Genomic DNA, 16,689 nt, shown 5'->3' with positions numbered 1-16,689 from the left:
TTCGGTTACGGGATCGGGGGCAACTGCCTGGTGGTGCAAGCGTGGGGGGCACGATGAGCGCCAGTGGCGGTGCGGATGTGAATGCTGCAGGAGGTCAGCTGCCGGACAAGGCGCAAGTTGTGACCAACCTTGCCTAGTGCGCGCGCATAGTCATCGGGGTTGACGTAAACGCGGATGCGGCGCTGTTCAGGGTTGATGACTTCGGCGATCGCAGACTTGATTCCCAGTGCGTTGATCACGTACCTGGCAGTGTCGCTGTCGTAGGCGATGATGCTGACATGTTCGCCGCAGAGGCGCTTTTCGACGTCGGCGATACGCAGGCCGCCCCACCCGATACAGACGGCGACCGCGTTGATCCCGCGAACACGTGATCGGACCGCGACTTTAGCCAACAGTCCGGGCTCGCGTGCGACCGCAATGATTTCGACGGAGCCGTTGGCCAGTTCGGGCACCCGAGCTGTCAGCGCCGCTCGAACGGGACACGTGATCATCGGATGGCGCCCTTTCAACGTGGCGCCGGCTGGCCGTCCGAGGCGCTGAAAGCGGCTTCCAGGGCGGCGATTTCGCGGTCGGCGGGGTTGGCGGCCGCCGTCCAGGTGACCTCGCGGCCTTCACGGCCACCGCGGGTCAGCAGGCCTTGACGCTCAAGGCCGCACAGCACCCGGTAGATCTGCTCGTGGATCGGGGCGCAGGATATCGCGACCCCCGCGACCGGCACGTCAGGCGCGTGCAGGCGCAACTGGGCTGTCGTGAGGGGCCGTTGCGCGATGCGGAGTTGGGCGAGCAAGTCGTCGCGCAGGACGCGGGTGGCTGCACTGCCGCTAGGCACTGGCCTTCTCCCTTAGCGTCGCACTTGCCCTGGACGCGGGTTTAGCTGCTTGTCGGCGGCGCAGGTCGCGCTGGGTGGCCGCAAAGTGCACGGCCTGACGGATTTGCAGGGACCGCAGCCGTAGCGCTGGGGGTTGGTTTCGGTAGCGGGCGATGACCTCGCGTAATTGCGCTCGAGCGGCCTTGAGGGCGGCGACGTCACGGGCGCCGGGCATGGCCACGCTCGCCCACACCCCATCGGTAGCGCCAAATCTGAGGGCGTTCTGGGCGCAGGCGACGATGATGGGGCAGTTGGTGCAGATCGCTGCCGACTCTCGCTCCCCGCTATATCCCCTGAACCAGGTGTCGGGGTCTTCGTACTCGCACAGGCCGGTGTCGGCTCGCAAGGGTCGGATGGTTGTCACGGCGCGTCTCCATTCCTAATTATACCTGTGCACCATGTTGTGTATGTTGTGTATTACTACGTTTATAGCTGCTCATGCGCTGATAGGCAACATCAGTCCGGAAAAGGCTTCGGCAGAGTAAGTCGACACAGTTCAAGGACGCACAGCTGTTGGCACCCCTGCGCATCTGCTGCGCGAAACCATCCTTTTCTGCCTTAAACAGGCTATTTCTGTGCATCTCTCGCGTGGCACATCTGTGGGGATCCCGTGTCCGACCGTGGCTGAACGTGGTCAACTTCTATAGTTAACTTGCAAGTATCCGAGAGGTCGTCGGTCGACGACGGCGGCGACGATGGCGAAGGACACGGTGAGCACCAAGGCGACTCCACCTGGCGAGAGCCCGCTAGAGCGGGTCGGTAAGGCCGTTGCCGACCGCCGAGTCGAAGTTGGGCTGGAAACGCAGCGAGAGCTAGCTGACGCGGCGAATGTGTCGCTGAACACGGCCGCGTTGCTTGAGCGCGGCAAGTCATTTCCTCATCGGATCAACCGCGTGAAGTTCGAAGATGCCCTGCAGTGGCCGCGCGGCACCCTCGATGCGCTACGCCGCGGTGAGCCCATCCCGCAGACCCAACCGCGCCCGGCAGCGGCGCTCACGGCGCAGCCCTCGTTCGAGTCGGTGTCGACCGATCCGCACACCACGTTGCAGGCCTTGGGAATCGCTAAGGCGATAGCGGCGATATCTGCGATATGCGCACAGATTCTGGTGCGCCACAGCAACAGTGCACAGGGGAAGGCAACGCTGCGCGACCTCGACGATCAACTGTTGCAGTTAGAGTCGCTCATTGTCGCGAGTCTGCCGCACGTGCGCGGAAAGTCGTTTAGCGAGACCATGTCGGCGCTGACCGAGCTGCACGAGTATCGCGACGTCATCCGCGACGCCGCCGGGGACGCGCAGGCCTCGACCGAAACTGCTACGCCATCGGCCGGCGCGCCACGTACGAGGCTGGCATCGGCGAAATCCTGACCGGCACACCGGATTGCTGGGCTTCTACGCACTGCGTTGAGCTGATGGCGAGCATGACGTGCCCTGCTTCGGGAAAGATCAGGTCTCCGGCTTCGACGTTTCCATGAGCTACCTTGGCGCCCTGGTGAATCTGGGTGTATGTGTCGGGACCCAAGGTGATGCCGGCCTGAGCGTAGGACCAGTGAACCAGGCCGGAGCAGTCAAATTGGTTGGGCCCCTTGGCCCCCCAGACATAGGGGCACCCCAAGCGGGTTAGTGCGGCTTTGACCGCGATGCGCGCTAATGGCCCTCCCCCAGCGATCGCGGCGTCGTGGTCACCGGCGAGTTCGGGGTTGGTGTGGTGGTGGTTTCGGGTAAGCCCGGACAGGGCGGTGTCGAGGCCGGGGATAGAAAGTGGGCTGCCCACTCCCCCGCCGGCGGCGCCCAGGCCGCCCATCGGCATGCCACCGGTCATGGCGCCGGCGCCCATCGGCATCGCGCCCATCCCTGCGCCGTAGCCGCCGGCACCTCGCCCGATCAACGCCGCCAGCTCCATATTGCGCCGCTCACAGATGCGCAACAGGGCCTTGGCCCGATCCAGCTGGCTTTGCAAATGCGTCACCAATTCCCGCTTGCCTGCCAGGGTTCCGGTGGCAGGAGCGATCGCGGCCACCCCCGAACGGGTATCGGTGATCACCCCATCCATGCCCCCGCCACCCGCGGCAGCAGCCTCTCCCACGCCGGTCAGCGGCGGGCCGGTCCCCGCGTCGGCGGCGATCGTGTGATCCAGGGAAAATAGCTGCCCAGTGTTGGCAACGCCGTACCCGGTGGCCGCCGCACCACCCCAGCCTGCGGCGGCCTGTCCCGCGCCCGCCACAACCTGGCGACCCGTCACCAGTCCCGACGTTGATGACCAACCCCCGTTAATCACCGGTGCCACCCCGAAAAGCCTGCGCGCATCGCCCAATACACGGCCAGCCTCAGCCACCACCTCATCGAGCGACATACCCGGCAGTATCACCTAAACCGCGCCCACCCGGCTATCACCAGCACCAACTTCGCCGCTCAGTAACCCTTCGGCGGTCGTGTGGGATCGGCCTGCTGGATGTTGGCTGCCAGATTCGACGCGTCAGCTGCGACGCAATAGCGGCCGCGGGCGTAGTTGATGAACGCGCACGCTTCGGATACGTCGTCGAATCGGCTACTTGCTGTGCCCGGCTGGTGATACTGCCGGAACGTTGCACCGGTGAATTGGAACGACCCTCCGCTGGGATCTCCCCTCTGCGCGTTGGCATCGGTGTGGTTTATGGCGTCGTTGCGGTATCCGGATTCACGTTTAGCCACCAGCATCATCCCGGCTTCCCACCGGGCACGTGCTACGGGATCGTGAACGCCTTCGATGTCGAGGGCTTTGCGGATCGCCGCGCGGACGCGGTCGGCCCCTGGACCTGCGGGCTCGGCGGCCAGGTTCAATCCCTGATCCGGTTCGGGGTTGGTGTGGTGGTGGTTTCGGGTAAGCCCGGACAGGGCGGTGTCGAGGCCGGGGATAGAAAGTGGGCTGCCCACTCCCCCGCCGGCGGCGCCCAGGCCGCCCATCGGCATGCCACCGGTCATGGCGCCGGCGCCCATCGGCATCGCGCCCATCCCTGCGCCGTAGCCGCCGGCACCTCGCCCGATCAACGCCGCCAGCTCCATATTGCGCCGCTCACAGATGCGCAACAGGGCCTTGGCCCGATCCAGCTGGCTTTGCAAATGCGTCACCAATTCCCGCTTGCCTGCCAGGGTTCCGGTGGCAGGAGCGATCGCGGCCACCCCCGAACGGGTATCGGTGATCACCCCATCCATGCCCCCGCCACCCGCGGCAGCAGCCTCTCCCACGCCGGTCAGCGGCGGGCCGGTCCCCGCGTCGGCGGCGATCGTGTGATCCAGGGAAAATAGCTGCCCAGTGTTGGCAACGCCGTACCCGGTGGCCGCCGCACCACCCCAGCCTGCGGCGGCCTGTCCCGCGCCCGCCACAACCTGGCGACCCGTCACCAGTCCCGACGTTGATGACCAACCCCCGTTAATCACCGGTGCCACCCCGAAAAGCCTGCGCGCATCGCCCAATACACGGCCAGCCTCAGCCACCACCTCATCGAGCGACATACCCGGCAGTATCACCTAAACCGCGCCCACCCGGCTATCACCAGCACCAACTTCGCCGCTCACGCCTCCCAGCGCGCCCAGCTGTGAGCGTTGCCGTGGGGTGCGTTTGGCTTTCGGCTCGCCGGTGTTGACGCCGACAACCACCACCTGCGATATCGAACGTTGCCACCGAAACCGCTTGACGCCCAACATAATTGAGTGTGGCTGAGCGTGCAGTATGCCACGCCACTTCGATGGATGGGTCAGTTTTCCGCGGAAAATTGACCCTCGCGATGCTATGTGAGCAACTTCCTGAGCTGGCCGACCAGTGTCCTGGCTCCTTTTTCGCCAAGTTGATCGCGCAGCGCTATCGCCAGGGCGCGTGGATCCGCGTCGAACTTTCGAAGCGCCCGCGTCACCGAGCGCAGCGGCGGCGTCGTTGGTTCGTCTTGTGCCGCCGAATCCGAATTGCCGTCCTCGGTTTCGTTACCGGTGTTGGCCCCTTCACTGGGCCGGCCGCGAGCGGCCTTCCATCGGGCGACCTGCTGTGCGAGCGGAACCTGGGCAAGTGTACGCGCTTCGCGAATCGCCAGATCGCCCCTGCGGGTGGCTTCCTGAAGATCGGGTGCCAGTTTGAGTAGCGCGCGCCGATGTGACACCCACGTCTTGCTCTTACGAAGATGTTCAGCGGCGGCGTCAGCGCTGCCGTACTCCCCTACGAGCCTCTCGACAGCTTTGGCTTCCTCGATCACGTCGAATCCCGAGCGGTCGACGTTCTCGGAGATTACCGCTGTGAGCAGCGTTGCGCGATCTTTGGCGAGTTCGTCTTTAATCACGATGTCGAGCTCGGGTCGGCCGAACTTCTGCGCGGCGGCCAACCGCCGGTTGCCGATGATTACGACCCACCGCGCCGAAATCGTGATCTCGGGGTAGAGGTTTTGAAATGCTCTTCGGGTGACAACAACTACGGGCTGTAGTTGGAAGTCAACGATGGAGGCCAACTCGTCGAGGTCTCCGACCGAATCGCGCGGGTTGTGTGGGTTGCCGACCAGGTCTCTTAGAGCCACCGACCGCGACAGGCCCGACCGTGGGGCGACGACGGGAGTGTTCGCGTTTCCGTCAACAGATGAGTTGTCGCCAACAGCATCGACGAGATCATCGAATGTCTTGACACCACCGCGCCCCATTACCGGACTCCTACCATGTTCAGTTCGTCGGCCAGCCTGTAGAAGTCAGCCGCCGCGTTGGCCGCCGAGCCACTCTTCTTGTACTGGCTGACCACGACGCCCTCGCTGGAGGCATTCGTGTGAATCTTGTAGTGCCGCACTACCGTCTCGGCTAAGGGCCACCCCTGTCCGCGAATGAACTTCTGTGTTTGCTTTAACCAGTGTTCGCCATCGCGCGGGTCCCAGTCATTGATGAAGACCCGCTAGGGGATGTTGCGCGGTTCGAGAAGCTTACGGATCGTGCGCGCGGTTGGGTCGAAGCACATCGGCGCCGGCAGCACCGGAACGATCGCTTCGTTGGTGACGTCGAGGACGGTCCGCAGTGCATCGGCGGAGTATCGTCACCTAGACCATCTCGAGAGGAGTCCGCGTCGAGGTCGAACCAGCCGGCGGTATCGACGTAGACCTCGACGATACCGGGCAGGTTGTTGAGCTGCTGCAGCCATTCGAGGGGATCGTCGTGCGCTTGGACAAGATGGAAGGGGAGTGCGTCGACCCGGTTGGCCCACCATTTTGCCGACCCCTGCGGGTCTATCGAGACCGCAGCGACCGGCGAGAACGCGTCGGGCTCGAGATGTGCGGTCAGTTTTTGGGCTCGTACGGCAGCCAGATTGACGGTCGCGGTACTCTTGCCGACACCGCCTTTTTGGTTCAAAACAGTGACAACTTTAGTCATGGGGGCGAAGACCTTGGTGTGCTTGGGCCGCGGCTGCGGCCTACTCCGGGAACCGGCCACCAGGAAGTACGTCGCTGACCGAATGACCACCCCTCAGAAACGCTGAATTGTGCGTTACATCTCGCCAGTTTTCCGCGGAAAACTGCCCAGATCCAACCGGAGATCGCGCGCTGTCTTTCAGGCCTTCCCGGTCCGTCAATCACATCAGCGAGTCCATGACCTGTGTCGATTGACGAGTGAGAGGCCAGTTTTCCGCGGAAAACTGGACATGTCGGGCTCGGATCATCACCCCAAAAGTCATGCGATTCCGCGGGGGCAGTGAGTTGTGCGCGCGCCTCGTCGACTCGCCGCTCCCGATGGCATCCGGCCGCGTCATGACGTTGGCCGGCAGCCGCCGCCGAGAGGGTGAACACTTCCTCGGGCGCTCGTGGATCGGGGCGTTGATTGCGCCGGGGCCCCGCACGACGTAGGAGTCGAACCGGCGGCATTCGCTGGCATGCACAACCGGGTCCACCCACAACAGCGCCCCAATCGTCGTTCGCACGTGCACAGACGCTTGACGACCTCACCGACACCATCGGTCGACGGTTCACGGCGCATCAGCACCTAGTGCTTGCGCCGCCACGTTGTTGGGCACGCCACCGCTGACCTCTGGCGCGGCGGCGTCTACTGAACCTAGTGCTTGCGCTGCGGCGTCGGTGGCTGCGCCACCGTTGGCTTCCGGCACCGCGCCCTCTCCTACACCCCGCGCCCCGCTGCCTTCCGCACCTAGTGCATCCGCACGCGGCTCTGCCTGCGCGTCGGCAGCCTTCAACACCGCGCGCACCTCACCGACTTTGACTCCCGCCAGTTCAGCGATCGCAGTGAGGCTTTCACCGCGGCCTTGCATCCGGGCCACCGCTGTCGCACCAGCCTGGCGGTGTTCGTGACGGCGCCGCTCCCCCTCTGCGCGTATCTCGTGGATACGGTTGCGCTCCCACTCATCGACGGCGACCAGCCGCCCAAGCTCGACGAGAAACGACGCAGCGTCATCGACATTTTGACGCTCACGCTCCAGACGTGCCTCGTTGGCCTTATGCTGCGCCTCCCGGACACGCTTGCGCGCCGCCGATTTCGAATTGATGTTCACCACGTAGGAACCATAGGACGCACCCACCGTCGCGCTCTACCATCCTGACCAACATCATCTGTGTCCCCATTTGTCCGCACCCACTGTCGCCAAATCGTCTGCCCACCAATGCAACACATCCGCACCGATCCGCACCACTCACCACAACCACCTGTCCGATTTGGGAAACGGTCGGGTGCGCTCGGCACGGGCTAACGCACACGTATGCCAACGCCGCCCCGTACCGCAGCCTCAAACCCGCTAGATGCACTGGTCGACACACCGTGGTTTCGCCTGGTGTCCGATGCCGCAATATGACCATTTCAGATGCACTTCCGGCGTCGCACCCGTTCGGGCTTCTATGCTCTCCTAGAGCTGGTCTCGCAGATTCGACCCCCTGACCGCACTCGACGGTGCATTTCCGATCGAATGTCGCACTGCTGGTAGCGGGGATCGAGAACTTTGCCTCATGATCTCGGTATGACCTGCCGGCTAGTACCGACGGCGGGAGACGGGGTTGGAGACGATGACTATAGAAAATGCGTCGGTCATGCTCACCGCTCATGAAGTTCGAGCGATGACCGGAGTTCCGGTCTCAACGCTGCATGATTGGGCGGCCAGGCGGGAACGTGGGATTGATGCGCCTGGTCCACATCACCTCAGGCTTAGCGATCGGCACCGTCGATGGTTACTGGATGACGTGAAAGATTGGCTGGAATCGACTCGGGTGTAGGGTGATTCGCCCTCACCCGACTACTTAGCGCAACCGCAAAGTTTGAGCTAACGATCGAGCTCGCACATGGTCAGTGCTGGCTGGAGGCACTGATCCTCAATTCCCCCAACGGCATTCGGGAGGAATCTTGGCCATAAAGCGCCGCGAGACGAAGGACGGCGTGCGTTATGACGTCCAATGGCGCCTACCGGATCGTTCGAAGCGCAAGAAGAGCTTTCGAACGGAGCGCGAGGCGCGCCAGTTCGAAGCAAGGCTCGTCACCGACAGCGCCGCGGGCGTCAGGGTGGATCCACGCGGCGGCAAGATCCTGCTCCGCAACGTCTATCGATCCTGGCTAGCCTCCCGACCCGACCTGAGCGCGAAAGTCCGCCGCGGATACGAAGACAACTGGAGGCTGCGTATCGAGCCACAGTTTGGTTCGTGGCCGATCGCACGGATCGACCACGAGTCGATCCAGCGATGGGTGAATGCCCTGTCAGCGTCGGGTCTCGGACCGCGGACGGTGAGGTGGACGCACTCGGTCCTCAAGATGACCCTTGACCGCGCCGTCGAGGAAGACCAGCTCCTCGGCAAGAACCCCGCATCACGCACCAAATTCCCACCGATGCGGCAAGCTACCCACGTCTATCTAACCGTCGGCGAAGTCGCAACACTTGCCCAAACATGCGGGGCTCAAGGCGATGTCGTCTTGCTCCTGGCTTACACGGGCCTACGATTCGGTGAACTCACCGGCCTCAATGTCGAGGATGTCGACCTGGGCGCTCGTCGAATCCGTGTTCGCCGGTCGATGACCCAAGTCGGCGGCAAACTCGTTGAAGGGAATCCGAAATCGGAGGCCGGCCGACGTTCTGTCCCTATCCCCGAGCGCTTGATGCCGGCACTTAAGGCGCGGCTCGACGCACGACCCGGTGGCGCGCCGGCGATCGCGTCGCCGAAGGGTTCCCGGCTGAGCCTGGAGAACTGGAAGCGTGCGGTCAACTGGCGGAAGTCTGTGACTGAGATCGGTCGGGCCAACTTGCGTGTGCATGACCTACGGCATACCTATGCATCGCTGTCGCGACGGGCCGGGGCCGACTTGCGACTCCTGCAAAAGGCAATGGGCCACGCATCAATCACCGTGACCGCGCACACCTACGCGGACCTGTTCGATGACGAGCTCGACGACATCGCAACCGCGCTTGACTCGCTCGACGATAGTTTTCGCGCGGGCCGCAGCTGATCCGGTTTGGCCCCATTTCATCGGCTGCTCACGCGGTCGAGGAGGCGCCGCGGCCGTTTTGCAGCGCTCTGAGCTGCATAAACAATGTGGTGGCCAGGGGCGGGATCGAACCGCCGACCTTCCGCTTTCCGGGGCCTGCCTGACGGTCACCTCGCCTTGTTACCCGCGACCCTGATACGCCACCAGAACGGACATATTGGGACAGGCTTGCAGACGCGTCGTAGGTTTGCACGCCAGAACAGGCCACGTCGGCCAACGGTCCACTAGGCACGGTGGTTTCGTGTCGCCGTCGCTCATGACGCAGACAACTGGTTACCGAACGAATACGGTAGACGCCATGAATGGCATCGTTGTGTCGGGCTGGGCAGGGCTACCCGATTCACCATCGCGGCACTACGCCAACACGATTGGCGCGATGGGAGTCTCGACGCCATTTCGCACCGCAGTGGGGCAGTTGGTCGACGGATGCCGCGTTCAGGCAACCGCCGGCAACATCGAGATCTACTCGTTCCAGGCGCGTGCTGAGTTTGCGCGCATCGCGGCCGTCGATGATTCTCCCGGCGCCGACCGCTGTTTCGTCATCGAGGTGTGGTCCCGGACAGCGAACGACGGCCAAGGGGCGTGGCATCCGCAGCGCCCCACTCCGCCGGCGCTGCACCGCGACGTCCTCGCACATGGCATGTGGCAGCTGTACAACTGCCTTATCGCGCTTCGGCCTGCGCTTCGTAGTGATGTACGTCAAGGGATCTACCCGCGTCTGTGAACAAGTTTTGCTCGATGGCATCGAACGTCAGCGAAATCCTGAACCATCGAGCCGCCTCAGCCTGGCGGCCTGCGGCAAGGGCGAGGCTACCGAGCCGCCACATCACACCGACACTCGGATGTTCATCTGCGGTGAGCGCAGTCAGGTAGCTCGCCCGCGCCAGTAACGTCTCGCCAGCCGCCTCGAATTTCTCGCCACCCAATAGGGTTTCGCGCGTCGCCTGCACGTCACCAATGTGGAGCGCGTCAACGACCGCCTCCGGCACGTCCGGGAACTGAACTGAAACGCCGCTACCCGCAGAGGCCGCCGCGGGTATCGCCTCGGTGAGGATGTCGAGAACCTGTTGCACGACATCCTCGATTTCCGAGCCATCATCGCGCCAATGCTGGATGTCCTCATATACCGCGCTATCGTCACTGTCGAGTTGGGCAACGGCTCCTCGTTCGCCTAGGAACCAGTCGCGCTCGGCCGCCGCGTCCTCGACGTCGAGACTATTCGAGTAGCTCACGATTTGTTCGAGCGTCGCGTCGGGATTTTCGTTCTGATAGTTGTTCACCGCTTCGGCCATAGCGCCAACGGCCGCAGCATCAGGCACCGCCGCGGGTACAGGGACGCCTGCGGGCGTGAGAATCCCGTATATATGGCTTTCTTTCTCGACAAGCGAGGGGAGCCCCTGTGCCGCGGCGGTAACGGCCGCCGAGGGAACACTTTGCCCCATTTCTCGGGCCGTCAGGGTGCGCAGGCTGACGAAGGGAGAAGCACGCAGCGCGGCGACGCTGGACGGTACGTACCGGTAGGGGCGAAAGGCGGCTCCGACGCGGCCGTGCTTAGTGACATAGACGGTTTTGCCTTCTTTGAGAGCATCAAAAACCACCGTGGCCTGCGCTTTTAGCGCCGACACAGGCAGAACGGTGTACCTAGGTCCTGTAGCCATGTCGTCCTTCCTAGTAAGCGCGAAAATGTGGCTATCGGGTTGTTATCGCACCGGCCCGCTATGCGGTGCTCGGTCTTGTCTGTTGTCTGTGACGCCCACTGAGGCCTAATATACCGACAAGTGTCGGCATTAGCAACGGAGGCTGGACGTGCACAAGGACACTGCCAAATGGCTGCTGGCGTTTCTCCCGATCCCGACGTTCTTTGCTCTCGGCATCACCCTTGGACCGCGATTCGCGGCGATCGATGAAGTCGGCATCATCCGCTGGATATGCCAGTTCTGGGTCGCCAGCCTGGCAATCGGGCTAGTACTGGCCGCCGCCCTGGCAATCATCTGGCTGTGCTGCAGAGTGCTGCTGGCCAACCCGGACGAGTGGTCCAAGCTCACAGCCGATGGCAACAAGCGATGGATGTCGAGGGCCTTTAGCACATACGGGGTCGGCCTGCCGATGTTCCCCGACGCCGATACTTTCTCCAGCACAGAGGCAAAAAGGGTGGCTAACACGGCCACGGGTGACGAGATAAAAGCTCTCACCGACACCACACAGCGGATCGTGGCGTTGTCGGCCGACCTGAAAGCCCGACGCCGTTTCAAGACCTTCGGATGGGCACTCGCCGCCTGCGCCGTGCTCATCGCTGGCGGCCTATTCGTGATCGGCGCCGCACTGCCGGTAACACCCGATGCCGTCACCAAGCCCACCAAGGTGTCCATCTACATGCCACCGGGTACAGAATCGAAGTTCACCACCGCTACCGGATGTACATGCCTGCGCACCACCACAGCAATCGCCGTACACGGCCTGTGGGACCGGCCCACACTACGAGTATTCGGAAATGGATGCAGAGACACTGAATGGACACCCTCAGCCGATCTACACGCTGTGATCGCACCAGGTTCAGCGTGAAAGCCAATGACCACGAGCGCCGCCAACACCAACCCCTTTCCAACTTGCCGGAAATTGCCGCATTCGCGGAGGTCGCTAGGTCCGCCGAATACCGCTGACTCGGAACACCGTGTCAGCACGGCTCCCCGTATCTCGCACTGCGCGGTACGTCTTGATGCTCCAATTGCTGTTAAGAAGTCAAGCGGCGGTGAGCCATTGGCGGTAGTTGGCTGCGAGGGTGTCGTTGCGTTGCCGTCCGCGTTCGAGCCGCGAGACGGTCATGATCGGGACCCCGAAGTGGTGGGCGACGATGGCTAGGCTGAGGTTTTTGGCGTGCCGGGCTGGCCGCAGGTCGCTGTAGTCATCAACGAGACCGGGCCGAGTGAGCAGTCTGAAGACCTCGCCGGCGTTGGCTCGTTTGAGCAGCCGCAGAATCTCTTTTTTGGTGCGGCCGTTGGCCAGTTGGCGCGCGACGTAGTCGCCAAAAGGCAATGGGCCACGCATCTATCACCGTGACCGCACACACCTACGCGAATCTCTTCGACGACGAGCTTGACGGCATCGCAACCGCGCTTGACTCGCTCGACGATAGCTTCCACCGGGCCGCGGTTAATCCGGTTTGGCCCCATTTTGGCCCCATTTCATCGGCTGCTCACGCGGTCGAGGAGGCGCCGCGAGCCGTTCTGCAGCGCTCTGAGCTGCATAAACAATGTGGTGGCCAGGGGCGGGATCGAACCGCCGACCTTCCGCTTTTCAGGCGGACGCTCGTACCGACTGAGCTACCTGGCCGGAGGGCAGCGAGTGCCTCGCCGCGCTTGGCGACCCTGACGGGACTCGAACCCGCGACCTCCGCCGTGACAGGGCGGCGCGCTAACCAACTGCGCCACAGGGCCTTGCTGCTGCTCCGCGTCACCGCGTCGCGTACCCCCAACGGGATTCGAACCCGTGCTACCGCCGTGAAAGGGCGGCGTCCTAGGCCACTAGACGATGGGGGCCAGAACCGAATCACTCCGGGGTACTCGCAACGTGGTTTCGTTGGGAGCCACGTCAGCTTAGGTCACGGTGTGCCCAATCCTCAAACGAGCCTCGTTTTCGGTCCAAGTATCCTGAATCTCCGCGGCCCCTATAGCTCAGTTGGTAGAGCTACGGACTTTTAATCCGCAGGTCCCAGGTTCGAGCCCTGGTGGGGGCACCACAACGCGTGTATTACCTCGGGTGATGCTTGACATTTCTACTTCGGGTGATGCTTGTCGGTGTTTCGGCTGATGCTTGACAGTTGCTTCGGCTGATCCTTGACACTCCCTAGATGAGGGAGTTGAGCGTGGCCGAGCAGCGGTATCAGGCCGTGATGGCGGTGATCAGTGATGGGTTGTCGATCTCGCAGGTTGCCGAGAAGGTTGGGGTGTCGCGTCAGACGCTGCACTCGTGGTTAGCCCGCTATGAGGCCTCGGGTCTTGAGGGGCTGGTGGACCGGTCGCATCGGCCGGTTAGGTGTCCGCATCAGATGCCGGCGGCGGTGGAGGCCGCGTTGTTGGAGTTGCGGCGCTCGCGGCCGTATTGGGGGGCTCGACGGTTGGTGTTCGAGCTGGCCAAGCGCCGGATAGGGCCGGTTCCCTCGGAATCGGCGGCTTATCGGGCCCTGGTGCGCGCGGGCATGATTGACCCGGGGCTGCGGGATCGGCGCTCGCGCAAGTGGAAACGCTGGGAACGCGGGGCGCCGATGGAGCTGTGGCAGATGGACATCGTGGGCGGATTCCCGCTGGCCGATGGCACTAGCGCCAAAGCCCTGACCGGGATTGATGATCATTCCCGGATGTGTGTTTGCGCGCGATTGATGGCTCGTGAGCGCACGCGGGCGGTCTGTGAGGGACTACGCAGCGCGCTGGCCGCGTACGGGGTGCCCGAGCAGATTTTGACCGATAACGGCAAGGTGTTCACCGGGCGGTTCAATCATCCGGTGGTCGAAGTTCTCTTCGATCGCATCTGCCGCGAAAACGGGATCGAGCACCTGTTGACCCAACCGCGCAGTCCGACCACGACCGGCAAGATCGAACGATTTCACCGCAGTATGCGTGCCGAATTCCTCAGTAACAAGCCAGCTTTCGCGAACCTCAAAGTGGCCCAGCAGGCGCTCGATGAGTGGGTGGACTACTACAATTCCGCCCGACCGCATCAGTCACTGGACATGGCGACACCGGTGCAACGGTTCACCCCAGCAGCCCCGAGGTCGCCGGCAGCGATGTCAGCGCCACAGGGTGGCGACGAGCGCACCGGGGACAGTTGGGTCAGCCGCCGAGTGTGCGCCAATGGCATCGTGTGCGTGTCCTGGCAGCAGGTCTGTATCGGGCGCCACTATGCCGGTGCCCGCTGCGATGTCCATGTTGATGGGGACCTGCTGCGGTTTTGGGTTGGCGAGGATCTGGTCAAAACCGCCGCGCGCACCAGCCGCGGCGAGGTACGAAACAAACGGGCCCTGCGCTCCAGCGCACCGGCCTAACTAACAAACAGAGTGTCAAGGATCAACCGACATAAATCTGTCAACCATCAACCGACTCTGAACAGGGGCACCGGCATGGTCCGATGACGGCTCATCGCCCGAACACGGCGGTGCTGTAGGTGACATCGGCGAAGGCCGTGGCGACGTCGTCGTCGGCGTAGACGAATCCGTTGGCCGCGTGCAACTCCGCAACCGTGGTGGAGGTGGTCTGCCAACCGCGCTGGCTCAGATGCTCGACGATGTGGCTGCGCTGGCCGTGGTAGACCAGGTCGTTGAAGTCGATCTCGAAGCCGAGTTCGCTCATCCGGTCGTGGTGGGCGCGCCACCGCGGGTCGGCGAAAACGGCAGTGTCAGGGACGAATTCGAAGGCGAGACGGCTGCCCGGGGCGCTCAGGGCCGTGATGCTGTCGAACAGCGCGTCCTGGGCTTCGTCCGGCAGGTAGACCAGCAAGCCTTCGGCACTCCATACCGAGGGGGTCTGCGGATCGAATCCGGCCGCCTGCAGGGCCGAGGCCCAATCGTCGCGCAGGTCGATGGCGACGGTGCGCCGCTCGGCGGTGGGCTCGGCCCCCAGGTCGCTCAGCGTCAGGGTCTTGAACTCGATCTCCTCCGGCATGTCGACCTCGTAAACGACCGTGCCCGCCGGCCAAGCCAGCCGGTAGGCGCGGGAATCGAGGCCCGACGCGAGGATCACCGCCTGCCCGATGCCGCTGCGGGTCGCCTCCAGAAAGAACTGGTCGTAGAACCGCGTTCGGCAGGCCATCCCCCGCGCCATTCGCTGCGGATCGAACTCCGTGTTCCCGCCGGCTGCTATTTCGCCGTTCACCAGCCGGACGTAGACGTCGATCCCGACCGCGCGCACCAGCGGTGCGGCATACGGGTCGTCGATCAGCTTCGCGTCGGAAGACAGCGCTCGCTGCGCGGCCACCATGGTGGCCGTCGCGCCGACACTCGTCGCAAGATCCCAGCGATCACGTTCGGTGCGCGCCATAGTGCCCCCTTAGACCCGGGCCGGAAAAGATAGACAACCTAGTTAGTATCACAAGGCCGCCGCGGGACTACTCTCCGAGTTATCTGCCCCCGTTCGACGCCGGAGGACCGATGACCGATTTCGCGCAGCGGACGATCGAGCTGGCTCGCCGCAACGTAGGCGAGGGTGGGCGCCCGTTTGCGACGGTGATCGTCCAGGACGGCGAAGTGCTCGCCGAGAGCGCCAACAAGGTGGCCCAGACGAACGATCCCACCGCTCACGCCGAGATCCTGGCGATCCGCGAGGCATGCATGAAGCTGGGCACCGAGCACCTCGTCGACGCGACCATCTACGTGCTGGCCCACCCGTGCCCGATGTGCCTGGGCTCGCTGTACTACTGCTCACCCAAAGAAGTCGTCTTCCTGACCACGCGGGACAGCTACGAGCAGTACTACCTGGATGACCGCAAGTACTTCGAGTTGTCCACCTTCTACGACGAATTCGCGAAGCAATGGGACCAGCGACGCTTGCCGATGCGCTACGACCCCAGGGGCGACGCCGTGGAGGTCTACCGGCTCTGGAACGAGCGCAATGGCGGCCGCCGGTCGACGGTCGTTCCGTCGGCCTGATTCACGTCCTTGGCAGGACGACCGGCCTTCGCTAGTATTTGCGTATGCATGCAGATAATGGCAAAGGCCGGCTGCCTGACGACCAGGCCAACCTGGTGGTCGAGGTGTTCCGGATGCTGGCCGATGCCACTCGCGTGCAGGTGCTCTGGGCGTTGACCGACCGGGAGATGGCGGTCAACGAACTCGCCGAGCACGTGGGGAAACCGGCGCCGTCGGTCTCCCAGCACCTCGCGAAGTTGCGGATGGCGCGGCTGGTTCGCACCCGCCGGGAGGGCACGACGATCTTCTACAGCCTGGAGAACGATCACGTCCGCCAGCTCGTCACCGACGCGGTCTTCAACGCCGAGCACGCCGGCCCCGGTGTGCCCGGCCATCACCGCGGCGACGGTGGCCTGAAGGCCGTCGGCCAGTCGTCTCGCTCGCCGACCCGGCGGCGCGGCGCGCTGAACGAGCAGTAGTCACAAGGCATTTGACAAAGGAGAAGTCAACGATGAGCGAACAGCACACCCATGACGCGCCACACGCGCACGAACACCAGCACGGCGACGTGACGCATGCCCACGCGCACACGAGCCACGAGCATGACCATGTCGAGCACGAGCACTCACACGCTCACGAGGACGGGACCGAGCACACCCATCAGCACGTGCACCAGGCGGGCCTGGAAGAAGTTCACGGTCACCTGCACGCATAGCGCGAGCGGCGCTTCGGCG

At 63.7% G+C, this 16,689-nt stretch carries 18 protein-coding genes, 4 tRNA genes and 1 pseudogene; 9 read left to right on the top strand and 14 right to left on the bottom strand.

Annotation, left to right across the window (positions count from 1 at the left end):
• Nucleotides 1-5: 5 nt before the first annotated feature.
• From AC5Y4T_RS17385 to AC5Y4T_RS17375, 3 genes are read right to left on the bottom strand one after another with little or no spacing between them, the layout of a single operon-like run.
• Nucleotides 6-491 (bottom strand): hypothetical protein, encoded by a 486-nt coding sequence (locus AC5Y4T_RS17385; RefSeq protein ID WP_083533331.1) that lies wholly within the window; start codon nucleotides 489-491, stop codon nucleotides 6-8.
• Nucleotides 492-505: 14 nt separating this feature from the next.
• Entirely contained in the window at nucleotides 506-829 is a 324-nt protein-coding gene (locus AC5Y4T_RS17380) for a hypothetical protein (RefSeq protein WP_069953604.1), read from the bottom strand.
• Nucleotides 822-1,232, bottom strand: a complete 411-nt coding sequence (locus AC5Y4T_RS17375; RefSeq protein WP_072501167.1) for a WhiB family transcriptional regulator — start codon at nucleotides 1,230-1,232, stop codon at nucleotides 822-824. Before AC5Y4T_RS17375 ends, AC5Y4T_RS17380 begins: the two co-directional genes overlap by 8 nt.
• Nucleotides 1,233-1,563: 331 nt before the next feature.
• On the opposite strand from AC5Y4T_RS17375, the gene AC5Y4T_RS17370 reads away from it, so the two are divergent.
• Entirely contained in the window at nucleotides 1,564-2,235 is a 672-nt protein-coding gene (locus AC5Y4T_RS17370; protein WP_069953602.1) for a helix-turn-helix transcriptional regulator, read from the top strand.
• On the opposite strand, the gene AC5Y4T_RS17365 is transcribed toward AC5Y4T_RS17370, so the two are convergent.
• The 5 genes and pseudogenes from AC5Y4T_RS17365 to AC5Y4T_RS17345 form a co-directional block, all read right to left on the bottom strand.
• Complete coding sequence (locus tag AC5Y4T_RS17365; protein WP_499954516.1) at nucleotides 2,183-3,220, bottom strand: C40 family peptidase; 1,038 nt, start codon at nucleotides 3,218-3,220, stop codon at nucleotides 2,183-2,185. The genes AC5Y4T_RS17370 and AC5Y4T_RS17365 overlap by 53 nt on opposite strands.
• A gap of 59 nt (nucleotides 3,221-3,279) precedes the next feature.
• The gene (locus AC5Y4T_RS17360; RefSeq protein WP_499954514.1) at nucleotides 3,280-4,359 is read right to left on the bottom strand and encodes a lytic transglycosylase; all 1,080 of its coding nucleotides are present in this window, start codon (nucleotides 4,357-4,359) and stop codon (nucleotides 3,280-3,282) included.
• 275 nt (nucleotides 4,360-4,634) lie between these two features.
• Complete coding sequence (locus AC5Y4T_RS17355) at nucleotides 4,635-5,525, bottom strand: ParB/RepB/Spo0J family partition protein (RefSeq protein WP_069953599.1); 891 nt, start codon at nucleotides 5,523-5,525, stop codon at nucleotides 4,635-4,637.
• A pseudogene (locus AC5Y4T_RS17350) lies at nucleotides 5,525-6,240 on the bottom strand (ParA family protein). Before AC5Y4T_RS17350 ends, AC5Y4T_RS17355 begins: the two are co-directional and overlap by 1 nt.
• Nucleotides 6,241-6,829: 589 nt before the next feature.
• The gene (locus AC5Y4T_RS17345) at nucleotides 6,830-7,372 is read right to left on the bottom strand and encodes a hypothetical protein (protein WP_232526886.1); all 543 of its coding nucleotides are present in this window, start codon (nucleotides 7,370-7,372) and stop codon (nucleotides 6,830-6,832) included.
• A gap of 836 nt (nucleotides 7,373-8,208) precedes the next feature.
• Between AC5Y4T_RS17345 and AC5Y4T_RS17340 the strand changes: the two genes are divergently transcribed.
• A complete protein-coding gene (locus AC5Y4T_RS17340; protein ID WP_069953598.1) occupies nucleotides 8,209-9,300 on the top strand; it encodes a tyrosine-type recombinase/integrase in 1,092 nt (363 codons plus the stop codon).
• A gap of 280 nt (nucleotides 9,301-9,580) precedes the next feature.
• Nucleotides 9,581-10,063 carry a hypothetical protein gene (locus AC5Y4T_RS17335; protein ID WP_499954511.1) on the top strand — a complete coding sequence of 161 codons (483 nt, stop codon included), beginning with the start codon at nucleotides 9,581-9,583 and terminating at the stop codon, nucleotides 10,061-10,063.
• Here AC5Y4T_RS17335 and AC5Y4T_RS17330 read toward each other — a convergent pair.
• Nucleotides 10,002-10,964, bottom strand: a complete 963-nt coding sequence (locus tag AC5Y4T_RS17330; protein ID WP_095762828.1) for a hypothetical protein — start codon at nucleotides 10,962-10,964, stop codon at nucleotides 10,002-10,004. The genes AC5Y4T_RS17335 and AC5Y4T_RS17330 overlap by 62 nt on opposite strands.
• A gap of 181 nt (nucleotides 10,965-11,145) precedes the next feature.
• Between AC5Y4T_RS17330 and AC5Y4T_RS17325 the strand changes: the two genes are divergently transcribed.
• Entirely contained in the window at nucleotides 11,146-11,901 is a 756-nt protein-coding gene (locus AC5Y4T_RS17325) for a hypothetical protein (RefSeq protein WP_069953596.1), read from the top strand.
• A gap of 177 nt (nucleotides 11,902-12,078) precedes the next feature.
• Here AC5Y4T_RS17325 and AC5Y4T_RS17320 read toward each other — a convergent pair whose 3' ends face one another.
• The 4 genes from AC5Y4T_RS17320 to AC5Y4T_RS17305 all read right to left on the bottom strand — a co-directional run bounded on the left by AC5Y4T_RS17320 (nucleotide 12,079) and on the right by AC5Y4T_RS17305 (nucleotide 12,875).
• Nucleotides 12,079-12,384 (bottom strand): helix-turn-helix domain-containing protein, encoded by a 306-nt coding sequence (locus AC5Y4T_RS17320; protein WP_232526885.1) that lies wholly within the window; start codon nucleotides 12,382-12,384, stop codon nucleotides 12,079-12,081.
• Nucleotides 12,385-12,592: 208 nt separating this feature from the next.
• A tRNA-Phe gene (locus AC5Y4T_RS17315) sits at nucleotides 12,593-12,669 on the bottom strand.
• 27 nt (nucleotides 12,670-12,696) lie between these two features.
• Nucleotides 12,697-12,773, bottom strand: a tRNA-Asp gene (locus AC5Y4T_RS17310).
• Between the two features lie 29 nt (nucleotides 12,774-12,802).
• A tRNA-Glu gene (locus tag AC5Y4T_RS17305) sits at nucleotides 12,803-12,875 on the bottom strand.
• A 124-nt stretch (nucleotides 12,876-12,999) separates the two neighbouring features.
• On the opposite strand from AC5Y4T_RS17305, the gene AC5Y4T_RS17300 reads away from it, so the two are divergent.
• Nucleotides 13,000-13,075 (top strand) — tRNA-Lys (locus AC5Y4T_RS17300).
• Nucleotides 13,076-13,186: 111 nt separating this feature from the next.
• Complete coding sequence (locus AC5Y4T_RS17295) at nucleotides 13,187-14,377, top strand: IS481 family transposase (RefSeq protein WP_499954508.1); 1,191 nt, start codon at nucleotides 13,187-13,189, stop codon at nucleotides 14,375-14,377.
• Between the two features lie 91 nt (nucleotides 14,378-14,468).
• Here the strand turns inward: AC5Y4T_RS17295 and AC5Y4T_RS17290 are convergent, their stop codons facing one another.
• Complete coding sequence (locus AC5Y4T_RS17290; protein ID WP_499954506.1) at nucleotides 14,469-15,368, bottom strand: class I SAM-dependent methyltransferase; 900 nt, start codon at nucleotides 15,366-15,368, stop codon at nucleotides 14,469-14,471.
• Nucleotides 15,369-15,478: 110 nt separating this feature from the next.
• Between AC5Y4T_RS17290 and AC5Y4T_RS17285 the strand changes: the two genes are divergently transcribed.
• Genes AC5Y4T_RS17285 through AC5Y4T_RS17275 form a run of 3 tightly spaced genes read left to right on the top strand, consistent with a single transcriptional unit; the run spans nucleotide 15,479 to nucleotide 16,670 of the window.
• A complete protein-coding gene (locus AC5Y4T_RS17285) occupies nucleotides 15,479-15,976 on the top strand; it encodes a nucleoside deaminase (protein WP_499949675.1) in 498 nt (165 codons plus the stop codon).
• Between the two features lie 44 nt (nucleotides 15,977-16,020).
• On the top strand, nucleotides 16,021-16,434 hold the full coding sequence (locus tag AC5Y4T_RS17280; RefSeq protein WP_499954503.1) for an ArsR/SmtB family transcription factor: 414 nt from the start codon (nucleotides 16,021-16,023) through the stop codon (nucleotides 16,432-16,434).
• A 32-nt stretch (nucleotides 16,435-16,466) separates the two neighbouring features.
• Nucleotides 16,467-16,670: a zinc transporter Slc39a7 gene (locus tag AC5Y4T_RS17275; protein WP_499954501.1), complete on the top strand. Its 204-nt coding sequence runs from the start codon at nucleotides 16,467-16,469 to the stop codon at nucleotides 16,668-16,670.
• Nucleotides 16,671-16,689 lie beyond the last annotated feature (19 nt).

The organism is Mycobacterium sp. NGS11, assembly GCF_059813315.1.
Note: the sequence above shows the minus strand (reverse complement) of the source record. Positions and strands in the feature narration are given on the sequence as shown.